Origin of the sequence: Streptomyces chrestomyceticus JCM 4735 (assembly GCF_003865135.1) — a bacterium.
Taxonomy (GTDB): domain Bacteria; phylum Actinomycetota; class Actinomycetes; order Streptomycetales; family Streptomycetaceae; genus Streptomyces; species Streptomyces chrestomyceticus.
Map to the genome: position 1 here is coordinate 8,900,308 of NZ_BHZC01000001.1, position 20,413 is coordinate 8,920,720.

Genomic DNA, 20,413 nt, shown 5'->3' on the forward strand with positions numbered 1-20,413 from the left:
GATCCCCCGTAATGATCACTCTCCGGGGCGGGGCCGGTACCGATGCGGCAGGGATCGCGTTTTCTTCGTACCATTCACGTGTTTGCCGAGGGAAATGGTGCGGTCAGTGCAGGAACGGGCGGTCAAGACCCGAGAGGCTATTCTCCGGGCGGCTTCCGAGGTGTTCGACGAGTTCGGATTCAGCGGCGCGAGTGTCAGCAAGATCATGAAGCGGGCGGGGGTCACCCAGGGCGGCATGTACTTCCACTTCCCGTCCAAGATGGCCCTCGCGCACGCCGTGATGGTCGAGCAGGGTGACGGACTGGAGCTGCCGTCCGGGGAGGACGGGCTGCAACGGCTGATCGACACCACGCTGTACCTCGCCGGGCAGCTCCAGACCAATCCGGCGCTGCGGGCCGGGGTGCGGCTGGCGATCGAACAGGGTGAGTTCGGCGTCCAGGACGACGCCCCGTACCAGTACTGGGTGCAGGAGTTCGCCGGTCAACTGCGCGCCGCCCGGGACAAGGGGGAGCTGCTGCCGGAGGTGGACGTGGACGAGCTGGCCTGGGTGCTGGTCAGCTCCTACTCCGGCACCCAGTTGCTGTCGCAGATCTCGACCGGCCGGGCCGACCTGCACCAGCGGATCACCACCCTGTGGCGGTACCTGCTGCCGGGGATCGCCGTCCCCGCCCTCCGGCCGCTGCTCACCTTCGAGGAGCAGCAGGACGGCACGGTCGCCTGACACCGCGGCCGTGCGGCCGCCGACCTATTTGAGGCCGCTGAGCATGACACCCCTGATGTAGTACTTCTGCAGCAGGAGGAACAGGAGCAGCACGGGCAGCACACTCAGCATGAGCCCGGCCATCATGACGGGCACCATGCGGTTGGGGTCCAGGTAGCTCTGCAGGGTCTGGATGCCCACGGGCAGCGTCATCAGGCGGGGATTCGCGGTCGACACCAGCAGCGCCCAGATGTACTCGTTCCAGGCGCTCACGAAGGTGAGCAGCGCGAGGGTCACGGCCACCGGCTTGGTCTGCGGTACGACGATGCGCCACCACACCGTGAACTCCCCGGCGCCGTCGATCCGGGCCGCCTCCAGCATCTCGTCCGGCACCGAGACGATGAACTGCCGCATCAGGAAGATCCCGAACCCGGACACCAGGAACGGCATGACCAGCGCGGCGAGGCTGACCGTCAGCCCCGCGCCGCCGTCGCCGAGCAGCCCGTTGCCGCCCGCCAGCGGCCAGTGCACGAGGATCAGGAAGTGCGGGATGAAGAAGACGAACGGCGGGAACATCATCGTCGCGAGCACCAGCCGGAAGATCAGGTCGCGGCCGGGGAAGCGCAGCTTGGCCAGGGCGTACCCCGCCAGGGAGGACGTCAGCAGCACCGAGCCGGTGATCACGGCGGTGGCGACGACGCTGTTGCGGAACAGCAGCGGCAGGTCGAGCCGGACGAACGCCTCCCGGTAGTTGGACAGCTCGAAGGCTTCCGGCAGGAAGCGGTACGGGAGCCTGCCGTACTCGCCCGCGCCCTTGAACGAGGTCAGCAGCATGTCCAGGAACGGTACGACCGTCACCACCGCCCCCACCCCCACCAGCAGGTACGACAGCCACGGGAAGCGCCTGCGCCGTCTCACGCGTCCTCTCCCTTCCGCCGGAACAGCCACAACTGCACCAAGGTGATCACCAGGATCAGGACGAACAGCACCAGGGCCGCCGCGCTCGCCGAGCCCCAGTCCCCGTACTTGAACGCCCGCTGGTACATCTCCAAAGCGGCGACATTGGTCGCGTCGCCCGGCCCGCCCTCGCCGGTCATCACGATGATCAGCGCGAACGACTGGAGCCCGGTGATGAACTGGGTCACGCACACGAACAGCAGCGACGGCCGCAGCAGCGGCAGCGTGATGCGCGCGAAGACGGTGAACTGCCCGGCCCCGTCCAGCTCCGCCGCCTCGTAGTAGGAGCGGGGGATCGCCTTCAGGCCCGCGGTGAGGACGAGGATCGCGGAGCCGAGGGAGGCCCACGCCTGGACCACCACGATCGAGGGCAGCGCCGTCGCCGGGTCCTGGAGGAAGGCCGCGGAACGCAGGCCGAGCGCGTTGAGCACCCCGTTGACCAGGCCGCCCGGCTCGTACATGTACTTCCACACGTTGCCGACCGCGACCACGGTGGTGACGATCGGCAGGAAGTACAGCGTCCGCCACAGGCCCTGGAAGCGCAGGTTGGTGATGCAGTGGGCGACCAGTACGGCGCCGCTCAGCGCCAGGACCACGGTGCCCAGCGCGTACAGCAGGGTGTTGCTCAGGACCGGCGTCAGGAAGGACGAGCCGCGGGCGAAGAGGGCGGCGAAGTTGTCCGTGCCCACCGGCCGTATGTCGGCGAGGTCGAAGCCCGCCCAGCGGGACAGGGACAGCAGCACCGCGAACAGCAGCGGCAGGACGAGGAAGACCGCGAAGAAGAACAGGCTGGGGGTGAGGAAGAGGTAGGCGACGACGGTCTGCCGACGGCGCCGCCGGTGGGCGGCGGCGCGGGCGCGGCTGCCGGCCGCCCGTACGCCCTCCCGTCCGCCGTCCTCGTCACCGCAGAGCGCGGCGTCCGTGCTGCCTCTTCCGCCGCCCCCGTCCTCGTCCGCGCTTCCGACCGTTGTCGCCATGCAGCACCAGCCTTTCGGGACGGGCGGGCCGACGGGTGAGGGCCCGAGGGGCGGGGCACGCGGTCAGCGGGAGAGTTCCTGGTCGACCTGGCGTACGGCATTGCGGACCGCGCCGTCCGGTGACAGGCGGCCGGTCCACATCTCCTCGATGTTCTTGCGCAGCAGCGCCTTCGCCTTCTGCGCGCGCGGCCCGTTCGGCTCCGGGGTGGCATAGTCCAGCGCGTCGACGAACGGGCCCAGGTTCGGATCGCCGCCGGCGGCCAGCAGGCCCCGCATGTCGCGGGTGCGGCCGGTCATCGTGCCGACCGACATCTGCAGGACACTCATCCGGGTGGCGCGCACCGAGGCGGCCGGGCCCGCCTGCGGGCCGGCCGGCACCACCTCGTCGTTCAGCCAGCGCAGGAACTCCCAGGCCTCCCGAGGATGCCGGCTCTTGGCGTTGACGCCCAGCAGGAAGCCGGTGGTGACGGTGCCCCGGTTGCCGGGCGCGGGCCCCGGGACCGGCGCCACCGTGACATCGCGGTAGTCCCGGCCCATCGTCTGCCGCAGGCTGCCGGTCCACCAGGCGCCGCTGACCGCCATCGCCACCCGCCCCGCGGGGAAAGCTTTCATCAGGTCGATGCCGGGGTCGCTCGCGCCCCGGTCGATCAGCCGGCGCTCCAGCGCGAAGACGGCCCGGCCGGCGGGGGAGCCGAGGGCACTGCGGGAGCCGTCCGCCTGGAGGAACGATCCGCCACGGGAGGCCAGCAGCGCCAGCGTCTGGTTCACCACGGTCGCGTCGTCGGTCCGCGACAGCCCGAAGCCCTGGACCAGCGTGTTGCCGTGCCGGTCGCGCCGCGCCGTCCGGTACGCGGTCTCCTCCAGCTCCCGCCAGGTGCGCGGCGGCCCGGCCACCCCGGCCGCGCGCAGCAGCCGCTTGTTGCAGTACAGCGCGTAGGACTGCACCTCCGTGGGATAGCCGATGATCCGGCCGCGCACCGAAGCCGCCCGGACCGCGGCGTCCGCGAAGCCACGCGTGATCCGGGCGGCGTCCTCCGGCGGGGCGGGCCGCACCACCCCGGCCTGCGCCAGTTGACCGGCCCACAGGCTGTACGGGTGGATGATGTCCGCGCCCTGCCCCGCGGCCTGCCGGACCATCAAGGTGGTCAGCAGATCCTGGAAGCGGACCGCCGTGGTCCGGACGTGCACCCGGTCGTGCCCGGCGTTCCAGGTGTCGACCGCCCGCTGGAGCGCCGACTTCAGCGGCTCCGTCGCATAGTGCGACAGCAGCGTCAGCACGACGGGGTCGCCGGGGCGGCCGCTCCCGCTCCGGCCCGGGGCGCCGCAGCCCGCCGCGGTCACCGCCGCTCCCGCCAGCCCCGCCAGCACCCGGCGCCGCCTCATGGCCGTACCTCCCGCCGAAGGATCTCGAACGTACGGGTCGTGCCGAACCCCGCCGATCTGTACAACTGCCCGGCCGGGCTCCGCTCGCCCGTCCACAGGAACCACGCCCCGTGCGCGCCCGCCGCCCGCATCCGTTCCAGGGTCAGGTGCAGCAGTACCTTGCCCAGACCGGTGCCGCGCTGGTCCGCCCGTACCCCGAACGGCCCGAACCGCTCCACCAGCCCCTCGTACGCCCCGTGCATCGCCCAGCCCACGACCCGGCCCGACGGATCATGAGCCGTCACGATGCGGTCCAGTGGCGATCCGCCGTCCAGCGCCCGGCGGATCGCCCACGGCCAGTCGGGGCCGAACTCGTCCCCCGCCAGCCGCAGCAGCCCCACCAGGTCGTCGTCCCGCGGCGTGCCGAAGCGGTAGCCCTCGGCGGCCAGGGCGGCGGCCCGCTCGCGCACCGCGTCGGGCACCCGGTGGCCGACCAGCGAGCGGTCCATCGCGACGGCTTCGCCCCGGGGCCGGAAGTCCAGCTCCGCCAGCAGCCGGGCGGCGTCCGGGTAGGCGGCACGGTCCAGGCCGGGCAGGAAGTAGTGCGGTGTGTACGAGGCGAAGTCCACCCGGGTGCGGCCGTGCGCGGCGAGCCAGTCGAGCACGTCGGTGAGCAGCCGGCGCCCGAGCCCGGCGCGGCGGACGGCCGGGTCCACGAAGAAGAACGGGATCCAGCCCTGCTCCGGCTCCAAGTCGTCCCCGGCCAGGGTGACCGTCCGACGCACCCCGTACGCGGCCCCGACCAGCTCACCGTCTCGCACGGCCACGCGCAGGCCCGCCGGATCGAAATTCGGGTCCAGCAGCACCTGGCGCCGGAAGCGCTCCCGCGACACGGGGTCGTACGGCATGCTGCGGGCCCACGCCGCGACGAGGGGCGCCCCGTCCCCGGGCGCGAAGTCCCGCACCCGCGTCCGCTCCCGCACTCCGGCCCGGCCACCGCGCGCGAGCCCGCCACCGGACCCGGGCCGCGTCGCGTCGTCCATCGGCGTCCTCTCATGCAGATCCCGTACGAGCCGGCAGGGCCATGGTCCCCGCCTTCCGCCCAGGCTCCAACACCTCGCGCACCACCGCCTCCAGGACGTGCGCACCGACGGCGATCAGCCCCCGTCAATCCCCCGGTTGGCCCGCTCCCGGCCAGGCAGGCCACCCCGCCCCGGGCCGGACCGCACCACTGCGCCTCCGATCTCCCGACCTCCCGCCCCTTCGGCCTCGGACCGGCCCCAGCCCCAGCCCCGACCCCTGCCTCGACCCCGGCCAGATCTCAACCCCGGCCCCGGCCCCGGTTCAGCCTCCGCTCAACCGCATCACCCGCTCCGCCAGCTCCCGAGGACGACTGAGGAGCGGGACGTGGCCGCCGTCCATCTCCTCCGGCTCGATGCCCAGCCGCTCCCGCACCAGGCCCCGCAGCCACGCCGCGGGCAGGAACCGGTCGTCGCGGCAGAGCAGGAAGGAGGTCGGGGTCTCCGGCCAGCGGGCGAGCGGCCACGGACGGCCGAAGGGTCCGCCGGACTGCGCGCGCTCCCGGGACCGCGCCTCGGCCGCCAGCTCCGGCGGTACGTCGTGGTAGAAGAGCGCGTCCTCGTCCGGCGGGCCGCCGTCCAGCCGCTCCCGCTCGGCCAGCGCCGCGCCGTGGCCGGTGTTCTCCCACCACTCGCCCGGTGCCTCGCCGGGCGCCGGCGGCATCGCCGCCACCAGCACCATCCGCTCCACCGGTATCCGCCCGCACACCAGCGGCGCGGTGAACCCGCCGAGCGAATGGGCGACGAGGACGACCCCCGTACGGCCGCGGGCGGCCCGGACCACCGCGTCGGCGTACTCCGCCAGACCCGCCGCCGGATCGTCGTTCGGCAGGTCCACCGCGACCACGTCATGGCCGTGGCGTCGCAGTTCGGCCGCCACCCGGTGCCAGTGCCAGGGAACGCCCCCGGCCCCCGGGATCAGGACGTAACACTTCTCGCTCGCCATGCTCATCCCCCTTGAGCGCGGTGGGCCGGCCCGCCCCGACGGCGTTCCGGGCCCACCACCGCATCATGCCGCAGGGGTCTGACAACGGCCCGGCGCCGGGACGGCGACGCCGGCTCCGGGGCGTGCCCCGGGCCCTCCGGTCAGGGCGTGACCAGGATCTTCCGGCCCTGGCCCGCCTTGAAGCGGTCCAGCGCCTCCGCGTACCGGTCCAGCGGCAGACGGTCGCTGATGAAGACCTCCGGGTCCAGGACGCCCGCGGCGAAGAGCTCGGCGGCCCGTTCGTAGCTGTGCAGGACGGCCATCGAGCCGGTGATGGTGATCTCCTGGTTGTAGATCCGGTACGGCTCGATCACGGCGCGCGCCGCGTAGTCGGAGACGCCGAACTGCAGGAACGTGCCGCCCTTGCCGACGCGGCCCAGTGCGTCCTGGATGGCGCGCTCGTTGCCGGTGGCGTCGATGACCACGTCCCAGCCGCGCGGCCGGTCCAGCTCGTCGGCCGAGCCCGCCGCGTTGCTGCACCCCAGTTGCCGCGCGGTGGCCAGCCGCTGCGGATTGACGTCGACGATGTCGACGCCCGCCGCCCCGGTGTGCTTGGCGAGTTCGAGCATCATCAGCCCCATCGTGCCGGAGCCGTAGATCAGCACATGGGTGCCGAACTGCTGGGAGCGCAGGATGTCGTAGCCCCGTACGGCGCAGGAGAGCGGCTCGATGAGCGCCGCGTCCTCGGTCCGTACGTGCTCCGGCAGCTTGACGCAGTTGGCGGCCGGTGCGACGGCGAACTCGGCGGCGCCGCCCGCCGTGGTCACCCCGATGGCGGCCCACCGTTCGCACAGGTTGTTGCGGCCGATGCGGCAGTAGTGGCACGCGTAGCAGTACAGGGAGGGGTCCACGGCGACCCGGTCGCCCTCGGCCAGCCCGGTGACCTCGCCGCCGGCGGCGACGACCGTACCGGCGAACTCGTGTCCGGGCACCACGGGCAGCGTCGGCGCGAACTCGCCCTGGAGGATGTGCAGATCGGTACCGCACAGCCCGCAGCCCGCGACGTCCACGACGACCTCCCGCGGCCCGGGCGCCGGATCATCCACGGTGGTGACCTCGACGCGGCCCGGGGCGCTGATGACTGCGGCCTTCATTTCACGGCTCCTAGCGAGAGGCCCTGGACGAGCTTGTCCTGGGCGGCGAACCCGGCGGCGAGCACCGGCAGGGAGATCACGGTGGCGGCGGCGCACACCTTCGCCAGGAACAGGCCCTGGCTGGTCACGAACCCGGTCAGGAAGACCGGTGAGGTCCCGGCGACGATGCCGGTGAGCACCCGGGCGAACAGCAACTCGTTCCAACTGAAGATGAACGAGATCAGCGCGGTGGCCGCGATGCCGGGCAGCGCGACCGGCGCGACGATGCGCACCAGCGTCGTCGGCAGCCCGGCGCCGTCGATGGAGGCCGCCTCCAGCATCTCCACCGGCACCTCGGCCAGGAACGACCGCATCATCCACACCGCGATCGGCAGGTTCATCGAGGTGTAGAGGATGACGAGCAGCCAGATGTTGTCGAGCATCCGGGTGTTCTGCGCGATCAGGTAGACCGGCAGCAGCCCGGCCACCAGCGGCAGCATCTTGGTGGACAGGAAGAAGAACAGGACGTCGCTCCACTTGCGCACCGGCTTGATGGAGAGCGCGTACGCCGCCGGGACGGCGAGCACCAGCACCAGCAGGGTGGAGGCCACCGACGCCGTCAGCGAGTTGAGCAGCGGCGGCCAGGGGCTGACGCCGGTGCCGGCGCCGAAGAACTCGCGGTAGCCGTGCAGCGTCAGCCCGGCGCCGACGCTCGGCGGGTTGGTGGCCGCGTCCGTCTCGCTGTGGAAGGAGGTGAGCACCATCCACGCCACCGGCAGGAAGAAGGCGATGCCGCAGAGCCAGGCCGCCAGGCCCAGCAGGCTTCCGGTGCGCCGCCGTCGCCGTTCGGCGGGCGCGACGCCCCGTACCGTACTCGCGCTCATCGGGTGACCTCCTCACGGAGCAGGGACGAGACGGTGCGCAGCGCGAAGGTCGCCACCAGCAGGGAGCAGACGACGACCACGACGCCTTGCGCGGAGGCCCGTCCGTAGTCGTGGGCCTGGTAGAAGGTCTGGTAGATGGTGTACGGGAGGTTGGCGGTGCCCAGGCCGCCCGAGGTGATGGTGAACACCGCGTCGAAGTTCTGCACCACGTAGATGGTGCCCAGCAGCGCGGCCAGCTCCAGATAGCGGCGCAGGTGGGGGAGGGTGAGGTAGCGGAACACGTCGAAGGCGGAGGCGCCGTCGACCCGGGCCGCCTCGACCGCGTCGGCGGGCCGGCTCTGCAGTCCGGCCAGCAGGATCAGCATCATGAACGGCGTCCACTGCCAGATCAGCGCCACCTCGACCGCCGCCAGCGGCGAGGCGGTCATCCAGTCCGGCTGCGGTGGGTCGGCGCTGCCGAACAGCTTCCATATCCAGGTCAGCGTGCCGTTGATCAGCCCGTACGAGGCGTTGTAGAGCGCGTGCTTCCACAGCAGCGCGGCGGCGACCGGCACCACCAGGAACGGGGTGATCAGCATCGTACGGACGACGCCGCGTCCCCAGAACTCGCGGTCCAGCAGCAGGGCGAGGCCGAGACCCAGGACGAGGCTGACCAGGACGACGGTCACGGTCAGCAGGACCGTCGTCCAGATGGCCGAGCGCATCGCGGGATCGGTGAAGACGGCCTTGTAGTTGTCGAAGGCCGCGAAGCCCTTGTTGTCGGGGGCCAGCGCGTTCCACCGGGTGAAGGAGATGACGACGGTGGCGACGAAGGGGAGCTGGGTCACCACGACCAGGAAGACCAGGGCGGGCAGCAGCGGGGCGCGGCGGGCCCAGCCCGCGGCACGCCGGGCGGTTCCCGCGTCCCGGCGAGGGTGCTCCGCACTGCTCGGCCGCCGGGTGCCGCCCCGGCCGTCCGGCTCGTTGTGCGTCTCAGCGCTCTTGGTAGGCACGGGCCACCTCCTCTGCCAGCCGCTGGCCCTTGTCGAGCGCCTCGGACACGCTCTGCCGTCCCGCGATCGCCGAACTGACCTCGTGCGAGACCTTGGTGCCCAGGTCGGAGAACTCGGGGATGCCGACGAACTGGATGCCGGGCGCGGGCCGCGGCTGCACCCCGGGATCGTCGGGCCGGGCCGAGCTGATCGCGTTCTTCGTCGCGGCGGCGAACGCCCCGCTGTGCCGCAGGTACTCGGGGTCGCGGTACGTGGAGGCGCGCTTGCCGGCCGGTACCTTCGACCAGCCCAACTGCTCGCCCACCAGCCGCTCGTAGTCCTTCCCGGAGGCCCAGGAGATGAACTTCCAGGCCGCGTCCTGGTGGGTGCTCGCCTTCTGCACGCCCCACGCCCAGGTGTAGAGCCAGCCCGAACTCGCCGTCCGCTCGACCGGCGCGGGCGCGTAGCCGACCTTCCCGGCGACCTTGGACTCGCCGCTCTCCAGCGAACCGGCGCCGGCGGTCGCGTCGTACCACATGGCGACCTTGCCCTGCTGCATGTCGTTCAGGCACTCGGTGTACCCGGCCTGCGGGGCGCCCGCCTGCCCGTGCGTGCGCAGCAGCCCAACGTAGAAACGGGTGGCGGCCGTGAACTCCGGGCTGTTCACCCGGGCCTGCCAGTCCTTGGTGAACCAGGTGCCGCCGAAGGTGTTCACCACCGAGGTCAGCGGCGCCGCGAGCTGGCCCCAGCCGGGCTGCCCGCGCAGGCAGATGCCCTTCATACCCGGGCGCGCGCCGTCGAGCTTCGCGGCGAGCGCCGCGACCTGCTTCCAGGTCGGCTTCTCGGGCATCGTCAGCCCCAGGTTCCGCAGCACGTCCTTGCGGTACATCAGGAACGACGACTCCCCGTAGAACGGCTGCGCGTAGATCTTCCCGTCGGCGGCGGTCAGCGACTTCCGTACGGGGGCGAGCAGGTCCGCCTGGTCGTACCGGGTGTCCCGCGCGGCCCGGTCGCCGAGCGGGGTCAGCCAGCCGTTGCGGGCGTAGATGGGCGTCTCGTAGTTGCTGAGGCTGGCCACGTCGTACTGGCCGGCCTGGCTGGAGAAGTCCTGGCTCATCTTGTCGCGCAGGTCGTCCTCGGGCAGCACGGTGTAGTTGACCTTGATGCCGGTGCTCTTGGTGAAGTGCTCGGCGGTCAGCCGTTGCAGGTCCGCCATCTGCGGGTTGTTCACCATCAGGACGTTGATCGTGTCGCGGCCCTCGTTGCCGAGGGCACCGGCGCCCCGGTAACAGCCCCCGAGGGCCAGGGAGACGGCCACCACGACGGCCGCCAGGCCCAGCGGGCCACGCCGTCCGGCCGGTGGGAAGGACCGCCGTGGCCGGCCGGTCCTTCCGGGAGATCGTGCTCGCACGGCTCGACACCTCTCTGCTGGGGGCTGTGGGGAAAGGCCGGGAACGCACCGGACGGTGCGGCCCGGGACGCGCGGCAGCGCGGGTCCGCGCGCACGGCGGACCGCGCGCCCGGAGCGCACGCCTGTACGGGACGGCACGTGCTCCTCGCGCGTGGTGTGGGTGATGTGTGTGCGCGTGCTGTCGTCAGACCCGCAGGACCTGCGGGCCCAGCAGGGTGTAGCGGTGGGCCTCAGGGGCGGAGAGCCCGGTGTCCGTGACGATCGTGTCCAGATCCCGTACGGCCGCGAACCGGCAGAAACTGCTCGCCCCGAACTTGCTGTGCACCCCGATCAGCACCCGCCGCCGCGACGACCGCACGGCCTGCGCCTTCACATCGGCGACGGCCGGGTCGGGGGTGGTCAGGCCGTGTTCCCGCGACACCCCGTTCGCGCCGAGGAACGCCAGGTCGATGACGAACCCGGCGAGCATGTCCCGCGCCCAGGAACCCACCGCGGCCTGCGTGCCGGACCGCACCCGGCCGCCGAGCAGCAGCACGGTGGTCGTGTCGGACGCGGAGACCAGCGACGCGGTGCGCAGCGAGGAGGTCACCACCGTCAGCGGCCGGTCGGTGGGCAGCAGCATCGCCAGCAGCTCCGGCGTGTACCCCTCGTCGACGAACACGGTCTCGGCCTCGCCGACGAGCTGCGCGGCGGCCGCCGCGATCCGCCGCTTCTCCGCCACCTGCTGGGTCTCCCGCCGGGCCAGCGTCGTCTCGAACCCCGCGCTCTCCACCGGGTACGCGGCCCCGTGGGTCCGCCGGACCAGGCCGCGCCGCTCCAGTTCGCTCAGGTCCCGCCGGACGGTCTCGCGCGCCACCCCGAACTCCCCGGCGACGTCCGTGACGTCCACCCGGCCGGCCTGGCGGGCCAGCACGAGGATGCGGTGCTGGCGTTCCTCGGCTCTCACGGCGCACTCCTGCTCGGTTCCCTCGGTTCCACGGCGTTCCGTTCGGTCATCGTCCTGCCCGTTTCTGCCCGGCACCAGGTTTATAGCAAGCAGAAGGGCGCATTCCGATGCCCGTCATGGCGCAAAACCCGCCCGCTTCGGCCCGCTTCGACTCCGCTGTCACGGGCCACGGCACCCCGGACCGGCCCGTTCGCCTCCTCCGCGCGCCCGTTCTCCGGTACGCGGCCACCGGCCCCGGTGAGCGGACGCACCGGATCCGGTCCACGACGTACCGCCAAGAACGGTCCAGGACCGTCCAGCACCACCCACGACCGCCCAGGCCACCCAAGACCGCCCAACACCACCCACGGCCGCCCGGGGCCTCAGCCCAAGACCAGCCGCTCCGTGTCGAATTCCGCGACGATCTCCAGCCGGCCGCTCAGCGCCGCCACATAGGCCGCCAGGGTGCACACCTCCACGGCGCCCGGTTCGCCCTCCTCGACCGCCGCCACCCGGGCGGCCGGAACGCCCATCCGTGCGGCGACCTGCTCCTGCGTCAGCCCCCGGTGGCGGCGCACCGACGCCAGCCGCTGCCCCCGGTTCCGCGCCATGAGCGACGCCGCGCCGCGGTGCCGGTCCTCGTCCCGGCCGGGGTACCAGTCGCGGAGGAGGTTCCCGCCGCCGCAGAAGTTCTCGTCCTCCGCGCCGGGCCCCCGGCCCGCCGATTCCCGCCTGGCCAGGCGCTTGCGGGCCAGCGGCAGGGCGTACTCGTACCACTCCCACCACTGCGTACGGTCCGCGGCCACGGCGAGCAGTGCCACGGCCTCGGCGGCTCCGGTGCCCCCGGCGGCTTTCCCGGTCTCGACGGTGCACAGCACCCGCAGGTCCCGCCCCGTCAGCGCGCGGAGCCGCAGCTCGTACAGCTCCGTCTCCGACGGCCGGGCCCCCAGCGGCTCCTCGACCGCACGCTCCAGCCGCTCGGCCTCGGTGACCATGTCGCAGGCAACCGCCCGGGCCTTGGCGACCGCGCCGTCCGCGGCGGCGCACGGAGCCGCGTCCGCGTCGGCCGCCCCGTCCGCTTCACAGCACGCCTCGTGGGCGCCCTGCTGGGCGCGCCCGGCCCGCTGGACCGCCTCTACCCCTGCTCTGCGGGACCGGAAGAGGTCGACCTGGTTCTGCACCCGCCGGCTGATCCCGAGGAGGGCCGCCTCCCGCTCGCGGACGTCGGCGCGCGCTTCTCCCAGCAGCACCTGCTGGTGCCGCACCGCCGACCAGTGGTCCTTCGCCTCCCGCGCGAGGTCTCCCCGGCCCGACGCGGCGGCCTGCGCTCCCAGGTCGGCCAGCCGTCGGGCCTGCTTCGTCAACTCGGTAGTGTGGTGGTCGAGTTGACGTCGGCACGCGGCCGCCTCGGCCACCGCCCGCCGCACCTTCGTCAGCAGGGTGAGCTGGCGCTGGTACCAGTAGTCCAGGGCCTCCCGCGGCTCGCCCGCCCGCAGGTCGGCCCCGACCGGGACCACTAGAGGAGGCCCCAGCCGCGGCCCCTGCTCCAGGAGCGCGGTGACCGCCTCCCCGACGAGCCGGGCCGCCCGGGCGTCGTCGCGGCGCAGGGCATTGAGCCGGCTCCGCGCCTCCCGTGCCACCACCAGCCGGTACGTCATGACGGCCTCCGCCCCGGCGAGCCCCGCATGGGCCACCGGCTTCCACTGTGCCGCCAGCGCCCGGCCGCTGTCCCGGCATCGGGGCAGGGCGTCGCTCAGAGGCCGAGGTCGTCGACCACGGTGGAGGACGGGACGCTCAGGATGCCGTCGAAGGCTTCGGTCACGGGGGTGTGCAGATAGCCGCTCTGCATACGGATGCGGTCGGGACCGCCGGAGCCGTCCGCGCCCCGCAGGTCCCGCAGCCCGGCGAGGCCGATGCCGGACCCGAGCCCGGCCTCCTCGAAGGCGGCCTCGACGCTGCCGGGTTCCGGGGTGCCGAGCGCGGTGTCCTCGACGCGGAAGCCGAAGGCGGTGTTCTCGTCCAGGTGCATCTCGGCGGTCCGGCCGCGCACACTGGTCATACCGAGGGCGAAGTAGTCCTCGCCCAGTGCGTGGCTCAGATGCAGGCCCATGGGGAGCCCCGTGAGGCGCCCGTCGAACGAGACGGGGGTCCGCTGGATGTGGGCGTTGTGCGCGGGGAGCACGACACGGGTGCCGGGCGCGGCGCGGTCCAGGAGCCACCGGACCGAGTCGGCCATGAACACCTCACGGGACGAGGTGTCGGCCGGTGAGCCGCCGCCCGCGTACAGCGCGGCCATGGCGCGGAACTGGTGGTCGGTGTGGCACGCCGCCTCGGCACGGCGCAGCGCGATGTCGTACGCGCGACGGCCGCCGCGCTCGACGTACAGCGGTTCCATGGCCCGCAGCCGGATACGCAGCCGCACCAGCGCCGCGCTCAGGGCGTCCTGCTCGTCGGTGCCCAGCCGGGACCAGGCGGGTGCGGCGAGCGCCATGGAGGCGGCGCCGAACCGCTCGGCGGTCTTCATGGCGTCCTGCACGAGCGGCAGGCCGTCCGGATCGACCTCGCGGAGGTACTCGGCGACCGGCGCCAGGGCCGGGAGCAGGGAGCCCCCGGCCGCGGGCACGTCGACACCGGCGAACCGTACGGGCAGGGTCGCGGTCCGGTTGTAACGGCGCAGCCAGTGCAGCGGCCCCGACAGCCCGATGGGAATCGTCGCCTCGGTCTGCCGCGCGAAGTCCTCCTCGGTGCCTTCCCCTTGGACCCACGCGTCCAGCGCGAAGCCTTCGCTGAAGCCGAACTCGAAGGCCAGGGCGGTGAAACCGCAGCGCTGGACGAGGAAGCGCAGCACGCGTTCGCGGGCCAGGCCGAACTCCTCGACGAAATGGGAGTTCTCGCCGAGCGCTACGACCCGGGCGTCACCGATGAGCGCCCGCAGCGGCTCCAGATCGTCCAGCGGCTCCTCGGGGTCGAGGGTGCGGAGCACGGCGGTCCGCTCGCGGAGCCGGCCGGCGAACCGGCTTCCGCCGTCGGCGGCCTGCTGCCGGTCGTGGTGGGTGTCGGGCATCTCGGGCGCTCATTCCTCGGCGGTCGGCGGGGTCAGAGCCTGTGTCATAACCCCGGTCGGATCAGCGCCCGTCGTCTGGTGCGTGCGATCGCAAGGCGCCGGAGCGTCTTCGTAGCGGAGCTACGTGGGCGTTTCGGCAACACAGCGAGCGTGCGTGCCAGGCGGCGGGCGCCCGGCCGGGGGTATGACACAGGCTCTCAGGGCAGGATCGAGTCCACGTAACCGCCGTCGACGCGCAGCGCGCCGCCCGTGGTCGCCGACGCCTGCGGGGAGCTGAGGTACACGACCATGTTGGCGATCTCCTCGGGCTCGATGAGCCGTTGCAGCAGCGACTGCGGGCGGTGCGTCCGCATGAACTCGCGCTGCGCAGCGTCCCACGGAAGATCACGGTCGACCAACTGGTATACGAAGTCCTCGACGCCACCGGTGTGCGTCGGCCCGGCGATGACCGAGTTGACGGTGACGCCCGTCCCGGCGGCCTCCTTGGCGAAGCCCCGCGAGACGGCCAGCAACGACGTCTTGGACATCCCGTAATGAATCATCTCGGCGGGCACCACGACCGCGGAGTCGCTGGCGATGTTCTGTACGCGCCCCCAGCCGCGTTCCGTCATGCCCGGCAGATACCGCCGGATCAGCCGGACGGCACTGAGCACATTGGTCTCGAAGTAGGTGCGCCACTCGTCGTCCGTGATCTCCAGGGCCGGGCGCGCGCCGAAGATGCCGAGGTTGTTCACGAGGATGTCGGTGTGCGGTACGGCCGAGTGGAGTTCCCGCGCGCCGGCCTCGGTGGTGAGGTCGGCCGCGACACCGGTCACCGTGGCGCCGGGCACCGTGTCGCGCAGTTGCCCGGCGGCCTCGTCGAGCCGCCCGGAGTGGCGCCCCGTCAGCACCACGTCCGCGCCCGCCTGTGCGAGACCGGTCGCGATGGCGTGGCCGATGCCCTGGGACGATCCCGTCACCACGGCCGTCCGGCCGGAGAGGTCGATGTGCATGTCCGGGCTCCCTTCGCTGGTGCGTCGCTGTCGTGTACGTCCGCTGCCAGCATCGCGGGTGCGGCGCGTCCGGTGTGCGGGGCGCGCGGGACATGGGGTGTGTCATGAGGCGTGTGATGTATCTCCCCCTCCGAGTGGCATGAAGTCCCGCAGGGCGGGTAGCTGCGGCGATGCATGAAGGCGATCATGTGATGAAAGGGAAAAAGGATGTTGTTGGCGCGCCCGGTGGTGTTGGGTAACCTGCGTCGAGCAGTACTGGACACCGCGGGTGCCGCGCGCTGAGGACGGTAGTCCTGAGCCGCGTGGGACGAGGTGCGGCCTCGCTCGCTCGCAGTGCCTTTCCACCGGAACGAAGGATGTCGATGCGGCACTGGTCGCGGCCGGGCACCGGCTGCCCGGCACAGGCGTACGGGAGGACCCTCCCCTCGCCGCCCGACACGCGCGCCGCCCGCCGTTCCGGCGTCGTTGTAGTTTCCGCATGCGCACTCCCGCCGCGGGCGGGGGACGGTGCGGCTGAATGGTTCGAGGACTGACCCCACATGACCGCTGCCCGCCTGCCCGCCGGCCCACCGATCTACGAGAGCCTCATCGAGGAGCACGGCGACGTACTGGCGCAGGTGCGCCAGTTGGCCAAGGAGACGGAGCGCGAGGCCGACGAACTCCTGGACTGGAGCGAGCTCCGCGCGGGCCGGGACTGACCGCCGGCCGGTGAACGGCCCGCCTCCGGCGCGGCTCCGCTCAGGCCCTGCCGCTCTCGCGCGGCGGCGCCGGCCGGGGCAGCAGACGGCGGCTCAGTTGGTCGAGTGCTTCCACGGTCGCCAGGCTGGTCTGCACCTGGTGCAGGGACTGGGCGAGACAGGTGTGGGCGCCCGCGACCGTGTCGTGCGCGTGGTCCCGGATCTGGCCGATCAGGTTCTCCAGCATGTCCAGCGCCGCGAAGAGATCGGCGAGCGCGGACCGGTTCGCCTCGGTCAGCCGCAGCGTGTACGGGTCCGGGTACCGGCTCGTGTCAGACAGCGGGGGGCGTCCGTTCCAGCGCGGCGTCACGGTCGGCTCCTGCGGCGTGCTCGGCATGGGCGGTCCTCGGGTGTCTGTCGGGGTACGGCCGGGGCTGCCGCGGCCACCCCGGTCGGCCCGGCCGTTCGCGCCGGGCCGGTGCCGGGGCCGCGCGCCGGGCGTAGCGTGCCCGCCCTCGTACGGCGCTCGGAGTCGGGTGGCCGCACGGGGAATTACAGCACGCCGCCGGTGGCGCGGACTGTCTCACTCTGAGACGGTGCGGCGGCAACGCCCCTGATCCCGGCGGGCTTTCCGGCCGGGGAGGGGAAGCCCCGTACACGGTGGTGCGAACGAGCCCGCTCGCGGGGATCGCGGTTCGGCCCCCGGGGCATGTCTGCAACCATGGATTTCCGGCAGTTCCCCGAACAGGCGGCCATGCGGGCACGCGAGCGGATGCTCAGCGGCGCCTTGGAGACATCGACGGCGGCGCGCGGCCCGGACGGGCGCGGCCCGGCCGGCCCCGCCACCGCCGCCGGTTCCCCCGCCCCGGCCACTCCCGGTGTGCCGTACCCCCGGGTCCGGGAAGCGGTCCTCACCTCCTGGAGACGCTGCCGTCTGCACGCGGTGGACGCCGACCGACTGCACGTCCCGCACGTGGAGCAGCACATCGACTGGGACAGTCGCTTCCTGACCGCGGCCGCGCCGGTCCTCGACCGCGTCGAGCAGCTCCTCGCCGACTGCACGGCCGGCGTGGTCCTCGCGGACTCCGAGGCCCGGATCCTGTCCCGCCGGGGCGGTGACACGGCGGTCGTGCGCCTGATGGACCGGGTGCACCTCGTCCCCGGCTTCAGTTACGCGGAGGAGGCCGTCGGCACCAACGGGGTCGGCACCGCGCTCGCCGAACGGCGTCTGAGCACCGTCTTCGGCGCCGAGCACTTCGCCGGGCCGCTGCAGCGCGCCGCGTGCGCCGGCATCCCCGTACGCAATCCGCTCACCGGACGGCAGGAAGGCGTCGTCAACCTGACGTGCCTGCGGCAGGACGCCTCCCCGCTGATGGCCGCGGTGGTACGGCAGGCCGCCGCCGACATCGAGGAGCGGCTGCTGGACCGGTACTCCGGCAAGGAGCGCGCGGCCCTGGACGCGTTCCTTGCCGCGGGCCGGCGCACCAGCGGCCCGGTGCTCCTGGTGACGCCCACCCTGCGGACCGCCAACAGCGAGGCGGTACGCCTCCTGGAGCCGCAGGACCTGCGCCAGGCGGGCGCGCTCGCCGCCGACCTGCTGGCCGTACCGGCGGGCAGCCGCAGGCAGCGCGTCGACGTGACGCTGCGCCTGGCTTCGGGCGCCGACGTACGGGTCCGCTGCACCCTGGTCGGCCCGCCCGGCCAACCGATCGGCTGTGTCGTCGGTATGACGACGCCGGAGGGCCGGGAGGCTCCCGACACGCCGGACCGGACACCCGGCACCTGCACCGGGACGCCGCCGCCTCCGCCGCTCCCGGCACTCCTGCCGGGCCTGGCCGGACGCTCGCCGTCCTGGCGCTCGGCGAGCCGCGACGTCGCCTCCGCCTGCCGGCAGCGGCTGCCGACCCGTGTGGTGGGCGAGGCCGGGGTGGGCAAGCTGGCCCTGGTGCGCGCCGCCCACCACTGGGTACGGCCCCGGAACCGGCTGCACGTCCTCGACCTGACGTCCCATCAGGACACCACCGACCTCCTGGCCCGCGCCGAAGAGGCATTACGGGACGAGGACGGCACGGTGGTGCTCCAGCATCTGGAAGCGGCGAACCGGGATCTGATGTCCTGTCTGGAGACGCTGCTCGCCGAGGCGCGGCACAACCCTGGCACCGGCCCGTGGGTCGCCGGCCTGTACACGGTCCCCGGGCAGGGGCCCGCCCCGACAGGTGCCGCGCCCCCGGCCCTGGACAGCGCCGTCTTCCCGTGCACGGTCGCGGTGGCACCGCTGCGCTACCGTCCCGAGGACATCCGCGACCTCGTCCCCGCGCTGCTGGCCCGGCACGGCCGCGGCGGCACCGTCTCCTGCACCCCGGCGGCGATGCAGGTTCTCACCCGCTGCGACTGGCCGGGCAACGTACGGCACTTGAGCCGGGTGCTCCAGCAGGCGGCGCGCGGACGACGGCAGGCCGACCTGCAACCGCACGACCTCGCGCCGGAGTGCCACAGCTCCTGCCGCCGCACCCTCACCCCCTGGGAGGCCGCCGAACGCGACGCGATCGTCCGGGCGTTGCACGACGCCGCGGGCAACCGCGACGCGGCGGCCCGTCAACTGGGCATCTCCCGGGCCACCATCTACCGCAAGATCCGCCTCTACGGTGTCACCGTGGCACCCGCGCGAGCCCGGTGAGGCGCACGGCTGCGGACTCCGCCCCGCCCGGCTCCGGGCGGCCGCCCCGCACGGCTGACGGGCGTACGGATCACCCGGTGCCCGGCGTCCCCAGGGCGTCCAGCAGGGCGACGAACCGGCGGAACTGCCCGTGCGCCGCCTCGGCCGTACGGTCGACAGTGACGGCACCGAGCTTCCCGAAGGCGGGCAGCGCGCCCAGCATGTGCAGGATGACGCCCCGGCGGTCCGCGTGCCGGTAGAGCAGTCCTGCGCGGGAGGCGGCGTCGAGGACCCGCTCCGGGGTGAGCGAGCGGTAGGAGTCCCGGTGCAGGCGGTCGGAGGCGACGTAACAGCACGGTTCCCCCTCCGGGGTCAGGAACTCCCCGGTCCGGGGGTCGTGGCTGCCGCCGGTCGCGCCGTGCAGGAACATCAGGGGCGCCGTGCCGCCGCCCATCCGCAGATTGATCTCCACGGCGTACTGCCGGAAACCGGACGTCCCGCGCACCGAGACGAAGTCGACGCTGGCGATACCGACCATCCCCGCGGCGGCGAGGGCACGGCCCGCCCGGTGGGCCGACTCCCGCAGCGCCGGACGGTACTCCGCCCGGGCGGGGGAGGAGCAGCCGGTGTACGTCTGGCGCAGGGCGGCGTCGAAGAGCTGGTCCTGGGTGGAGATCACCCGCACGTCGCCCGAGGGGGACACGTGCACCTGGACGGACGGGGAGGCGACCTCGGCCCCGGCCAGGAACTCTTCGACGACCCCGCCCATGACGTCCAGTTTCCCGGCATAGCCGGCCCAGTCGTCGGGCGGCGTGGCGAACTCGATACGGTCCGGCAGCACGCGCCGGATCCAGCGCCCGGCACCACTGCCCCGGGGCGCCCCGTGAAAGGCGAACATCGCGTTGCCGCCGGCGCCGAAACCGTCATTCAGTTTGATCATGGCGCGGTCCACGTCGGGATGTGCCGCCCGCAGCTCGGCGAGCGCGGCGACCAGGTCGTCCCGGTCCCGTACCCCCTCGACACCGCGGGGCACGGGCACGCCGGCGGACTTGAACAGGGCACGCGCGCCGCTCTTGGTCCCCAGGTGCGACAGGCCCGGGTCGCACGCGTACAGCGGCACGCCGAGCCGTACGGCCAGCGACCGCTCGTACGGCGACCCGTTGAAGGCGAGCAGACAGGCGTCCTCCGGCTCGCGCACCAGGCTTTTGATGCGCTCCAGCAGGTCCGGGCGCCGGAGAAGCTTCTGGGTGAGCGGGGCGGGGCGGTCGTCCCCGCAGTCCAGCAGGACGAGCCGGCGCCGGGCGTCCGGGACGGACAGCGAACGGACCAGGCCGAGAGCGTAGGCGACCAGCGGTTCGGGCAGCGGCAGGCTGGTGACGTACACGAGACGGCGGCGCGGGTCGCGGAGCAGGTGCAGAAAGGCGAGGAGACGTTCCTCGTAGTGGAGGATCCCGGGGATCTTGTCCATCCCGGCCTGGTCGAGCGTGAAGCTCGGCACGACCACGACGACCCCGGGCGGCCCGTCGCTCCCACCCACCCCGTCACTCCCGAACGGACCGCGCAGCCGCTCCCGCAGTTCCCGGAACGCGGCCGCCTCGTCCGCCGGCCGCACGCCGTCGTCCGCCGCACCCAGTGCCACGATGGCGCCCTCCAGCCGTCTCGACGCGCTGACCGTCAGCCACAGCATGGCAAACGGCCGA

At 73.0% G+C, this 20,413-nt stretch carries 19 protein-coding genes; 4 read left to right on the top strand and 15 right to left on the bottom strand.

Annotated elements, in window-relative coordinates; all coding sequences use genetic code 11:
• Positions 1-94 precede the first annotated feature (94 nt).
• The gene (locus tag EJG53_RS38450) at positions 95-721 is read left to right on the top strand and encodes a ScbR family autoregulator-binding transcription factor (protein ID WP_125048758.1); all 627 of its coding nucleotides are present in this window, start codon (positions 95-97) and stop codon (positions 719-721) included.
• Between the two features lie 24 nt (positions 722-745).
• Here the strand turns inward: EJG53_RS38450 and EJG53_RS38455 are convergent, their stop codons facing one another.
• The 13 genes from EJG53_RS38455 to EJG53_RS38530 form a co-directional block, all read right to left on the bottom strand.
• Positions 746-1,618 (bottom strand): carbohydrate ABC transporter permease, encoded by an 873-nt coding sequence (locus EJG53_RS38455; protein WP_125048759.1) that lies wholly within the window; start codon positions 1,616-1,618, stop codon positions 746-748.
• Positions 1,615-2,634 (bottom strand): carbohydrate ABC transporter permease, encoded by a 1,020-nt coding sequence (locus EJG53_RS38460; RefSeq protein ID WP_125048760.1) that lies wholly within the window; start codon positions 2,632-2,634, stop codon positions 1,615-1,617. Before EJG53_RS38460 ends, EJG53_RS38455 begins: the two co-directional genes overlap by 4 nt.
• A gap of 63 nt (positions 2,635-2,697) precedes the next feature.
• On the bottom strand, positions 2,698-4,017 hold the full coding sequence (locus tag EJG53_RS38465; protein WP_125048761.1) for an extracellular solute-binding protein: 1,320 nt from the start codon (positions 4,015-4,017) through the stop codon (positions 2,698-2,700).
• Positions 4,014-5,039, bottom strand: coding sequence for a GNAT family N-acetyltransferase (locus EJG53_RS38470; RefSeq protein ID WP_125048762.1), 1,026 nt, complete (start codon positions 5,037-5,039; stop codon positions 4,014-4,016). Before EJG53_RS38470 ends, EJG53_RS38465 begins: the two co-directional genes overlap by 4 nt.
• Before the next feature lie 301 nt (positions 5,040-5,340).
• Entirely contained in the window at positions 5,341-6,021 is a 681-nt protein-coding gene (locus EJG53_RS38475; RefSeq protein WP_125048763.1) for an alpha/beta hydrolase, read from the bottom strand.
• Positions 6,022-6,161: 140 nt separating this feature from the next.
• Entirely contained in the window at positions 6,162-7,154 is a 993-nt protein-coding gene (locus tag EJG53_RS38480) for a zinc-dependent alcohol dehydrogenase family protein (RefSeq protein WP_125048764.1), read from the bottom strand.
• On the bottom strand, positions 7,151-8,017 hold the full coding sequence (locus EJG53_RS38485) for a carbohydrate ABC transporter permease (protein ID WP_125048765.1): 867 nt from the start codon (positions 8,015-8,017) through the stop codon (positions 7,151-7,153). The genes EJG53_RS38480 and EJG53_RS38485 overlap by 4 nt, the downstream gene beginning before the upstream one ends.
• Positions 8,014-9,009: a carbohydrate ABC transporter permease gene (locus EJG53_RS38490; RefSeq protein WP_371858774.1), complete on the bottom strand. Its 996-nt coding sequence runs from the start codon at positions 9,007-9,009 to the stop codon at positions 8,014-8,016. Before EJG53_RS38490 ends, EJG53_RS38485 begins: the two co-directional genes overlap by 4 nt.
• Positions 8,990-10,327, bottom strand: coding sequence for an ABC transporter substrate-binding protein (locus tag EJG53_RS38495; RefSeq protein ID WP_167515342.1), 1,338 nt, complete (start codon positions 10,325-10,327; stop codon positions 8,990-8,992). The genes EJG53_RS38490 and EJG53_RS38495 overlap by 20 nt, the downstream gene beginning before the upstream one ends.
• Positions 10,328-10,583: 256 nt before the next feature.
• Complete coding sequence (locus tag EJG53_RS38500; protein WP_031000158.1) at positions 10,584-11,345, bottom strand: DeoR/GlpR family DNA-binding transcription regulator; 762 nt, start codon at positions 11,343-11,345, stop codon at positions 10,584-10,586.
• Positions 11,346-11,707: 362 nt separating this feature from the next.
• Complete coding sequence (locus EJG53_RS43090; RefSeq protein ID WP_244955517.1) at positions 11,708-12,982, bottom strand: helix-turn-helix domain-containing protein; 1,275 nt, start codon at positions 12,980-12,982, stop codon at positions 11,708-11,710.
• A gap of 95 nt (positions 12,983-13,077) precedes the next feature.
• Positions 13,078-14,388, bottom strand: coding sequence for an erythromycin esterase family protein (locus EJG53_RS38520; RefSeq protein WP_125048768.1), 1,311 nt, complete (start codon positions 14,386-14,388; stop codon positions 13,078-13,080).
• A gap of 197 nt (positions 14,389-14,585) precedes the next feature.
• Positions 14,586-15,380: an SDR family NAD(P)-dependent oxidoreductase gene (locus EJG53_RS38530; protein WP_125048770.1), complete on the bottom strand. Its 795-nt coding sequence runs from the start codon at positions 15,378-15,380 to the stop codon at positions 14,586-14,588.
• Between the two features lie 268 nt (positions 15,381-15,648).
• Between EJG53_RS38530 and EJG53_RS38535 the strand changes: the two genes are divergently transcribed.
• Together EJG53_RS38535 and EJG53_RS41365 are read left to right on the top strand one after the other, a co-directional pair.
• Positions 15,649-15,897 carry a hypothetical protein gene (locus EJG53_RS38535; protein WP_307721713.1) on the top strand — a complete coding sequence of 83 codons (249 nt, stop codon included), beginning with the start codon at positions 15,649-15,651 and terminating at the stop codon, positions 15,895-15,897.
• Positions 15,898-15,919: 22 nt separating this feature from the next.
• A complete protein-coding gene (locus tag EJG53_RS41365; RefSeq protein ID WP_167515236.1) occupies positions 15,920-16,078 on the top strand; it encodes a hypothetical protein in 159 nt (52 codons plus the stop codon).
• Positions 16,079-16,118: 40 nt separating this feature from the next.
• Here EJG53_RS41365 and EJG53_RS38540 read toward each other — a convergent pair whose 3' ends face one another.
• Positions 16,119-16,454, bottom strand: a complete 336-nt coding sequence (locus tag EJG53_RS38540) for a hypothetical protein (RefSeq protein ID WP_125048771.1) — start codon at positions 16,452-16,454, stop codon at positions 16,119-16,121.
• Positions 16,455-16,778: 324 nt separating this feature from the next.
• Here EJG53_RS38540 and EJG53_RS38545 point away from each other — a divergent pair, with 324 nt between their 5' ends.
• A complete protein-coding gene (locus tag EJG53_RS38545; RefSeq protein ID WP_167515237.1) occupies positions 16,779-18,734 on the top strand; it encodes a sigma-54-dependent Fis family transcriptional regulator in 1,956 nt (651 codons plus the stop codon).
• A gap of 70 nt (positions 18,735-18,804) precedes the next feature.
• On the opposite strand, the gene EJG53_RS38550 is transcribed toward EJG53_RS38545, so the two are convergent.
• Entirely contained in the window at positions 18,805-20,400 is a 1,596-nt protein-coding gene (locus EJG53_RS38550) for a peptide ligase PGM1-related protein (protein WP_244955518.1), read from the bottom strand.
• Positions 20,401-20,413 lie beyond the last annotated feature (13 nt).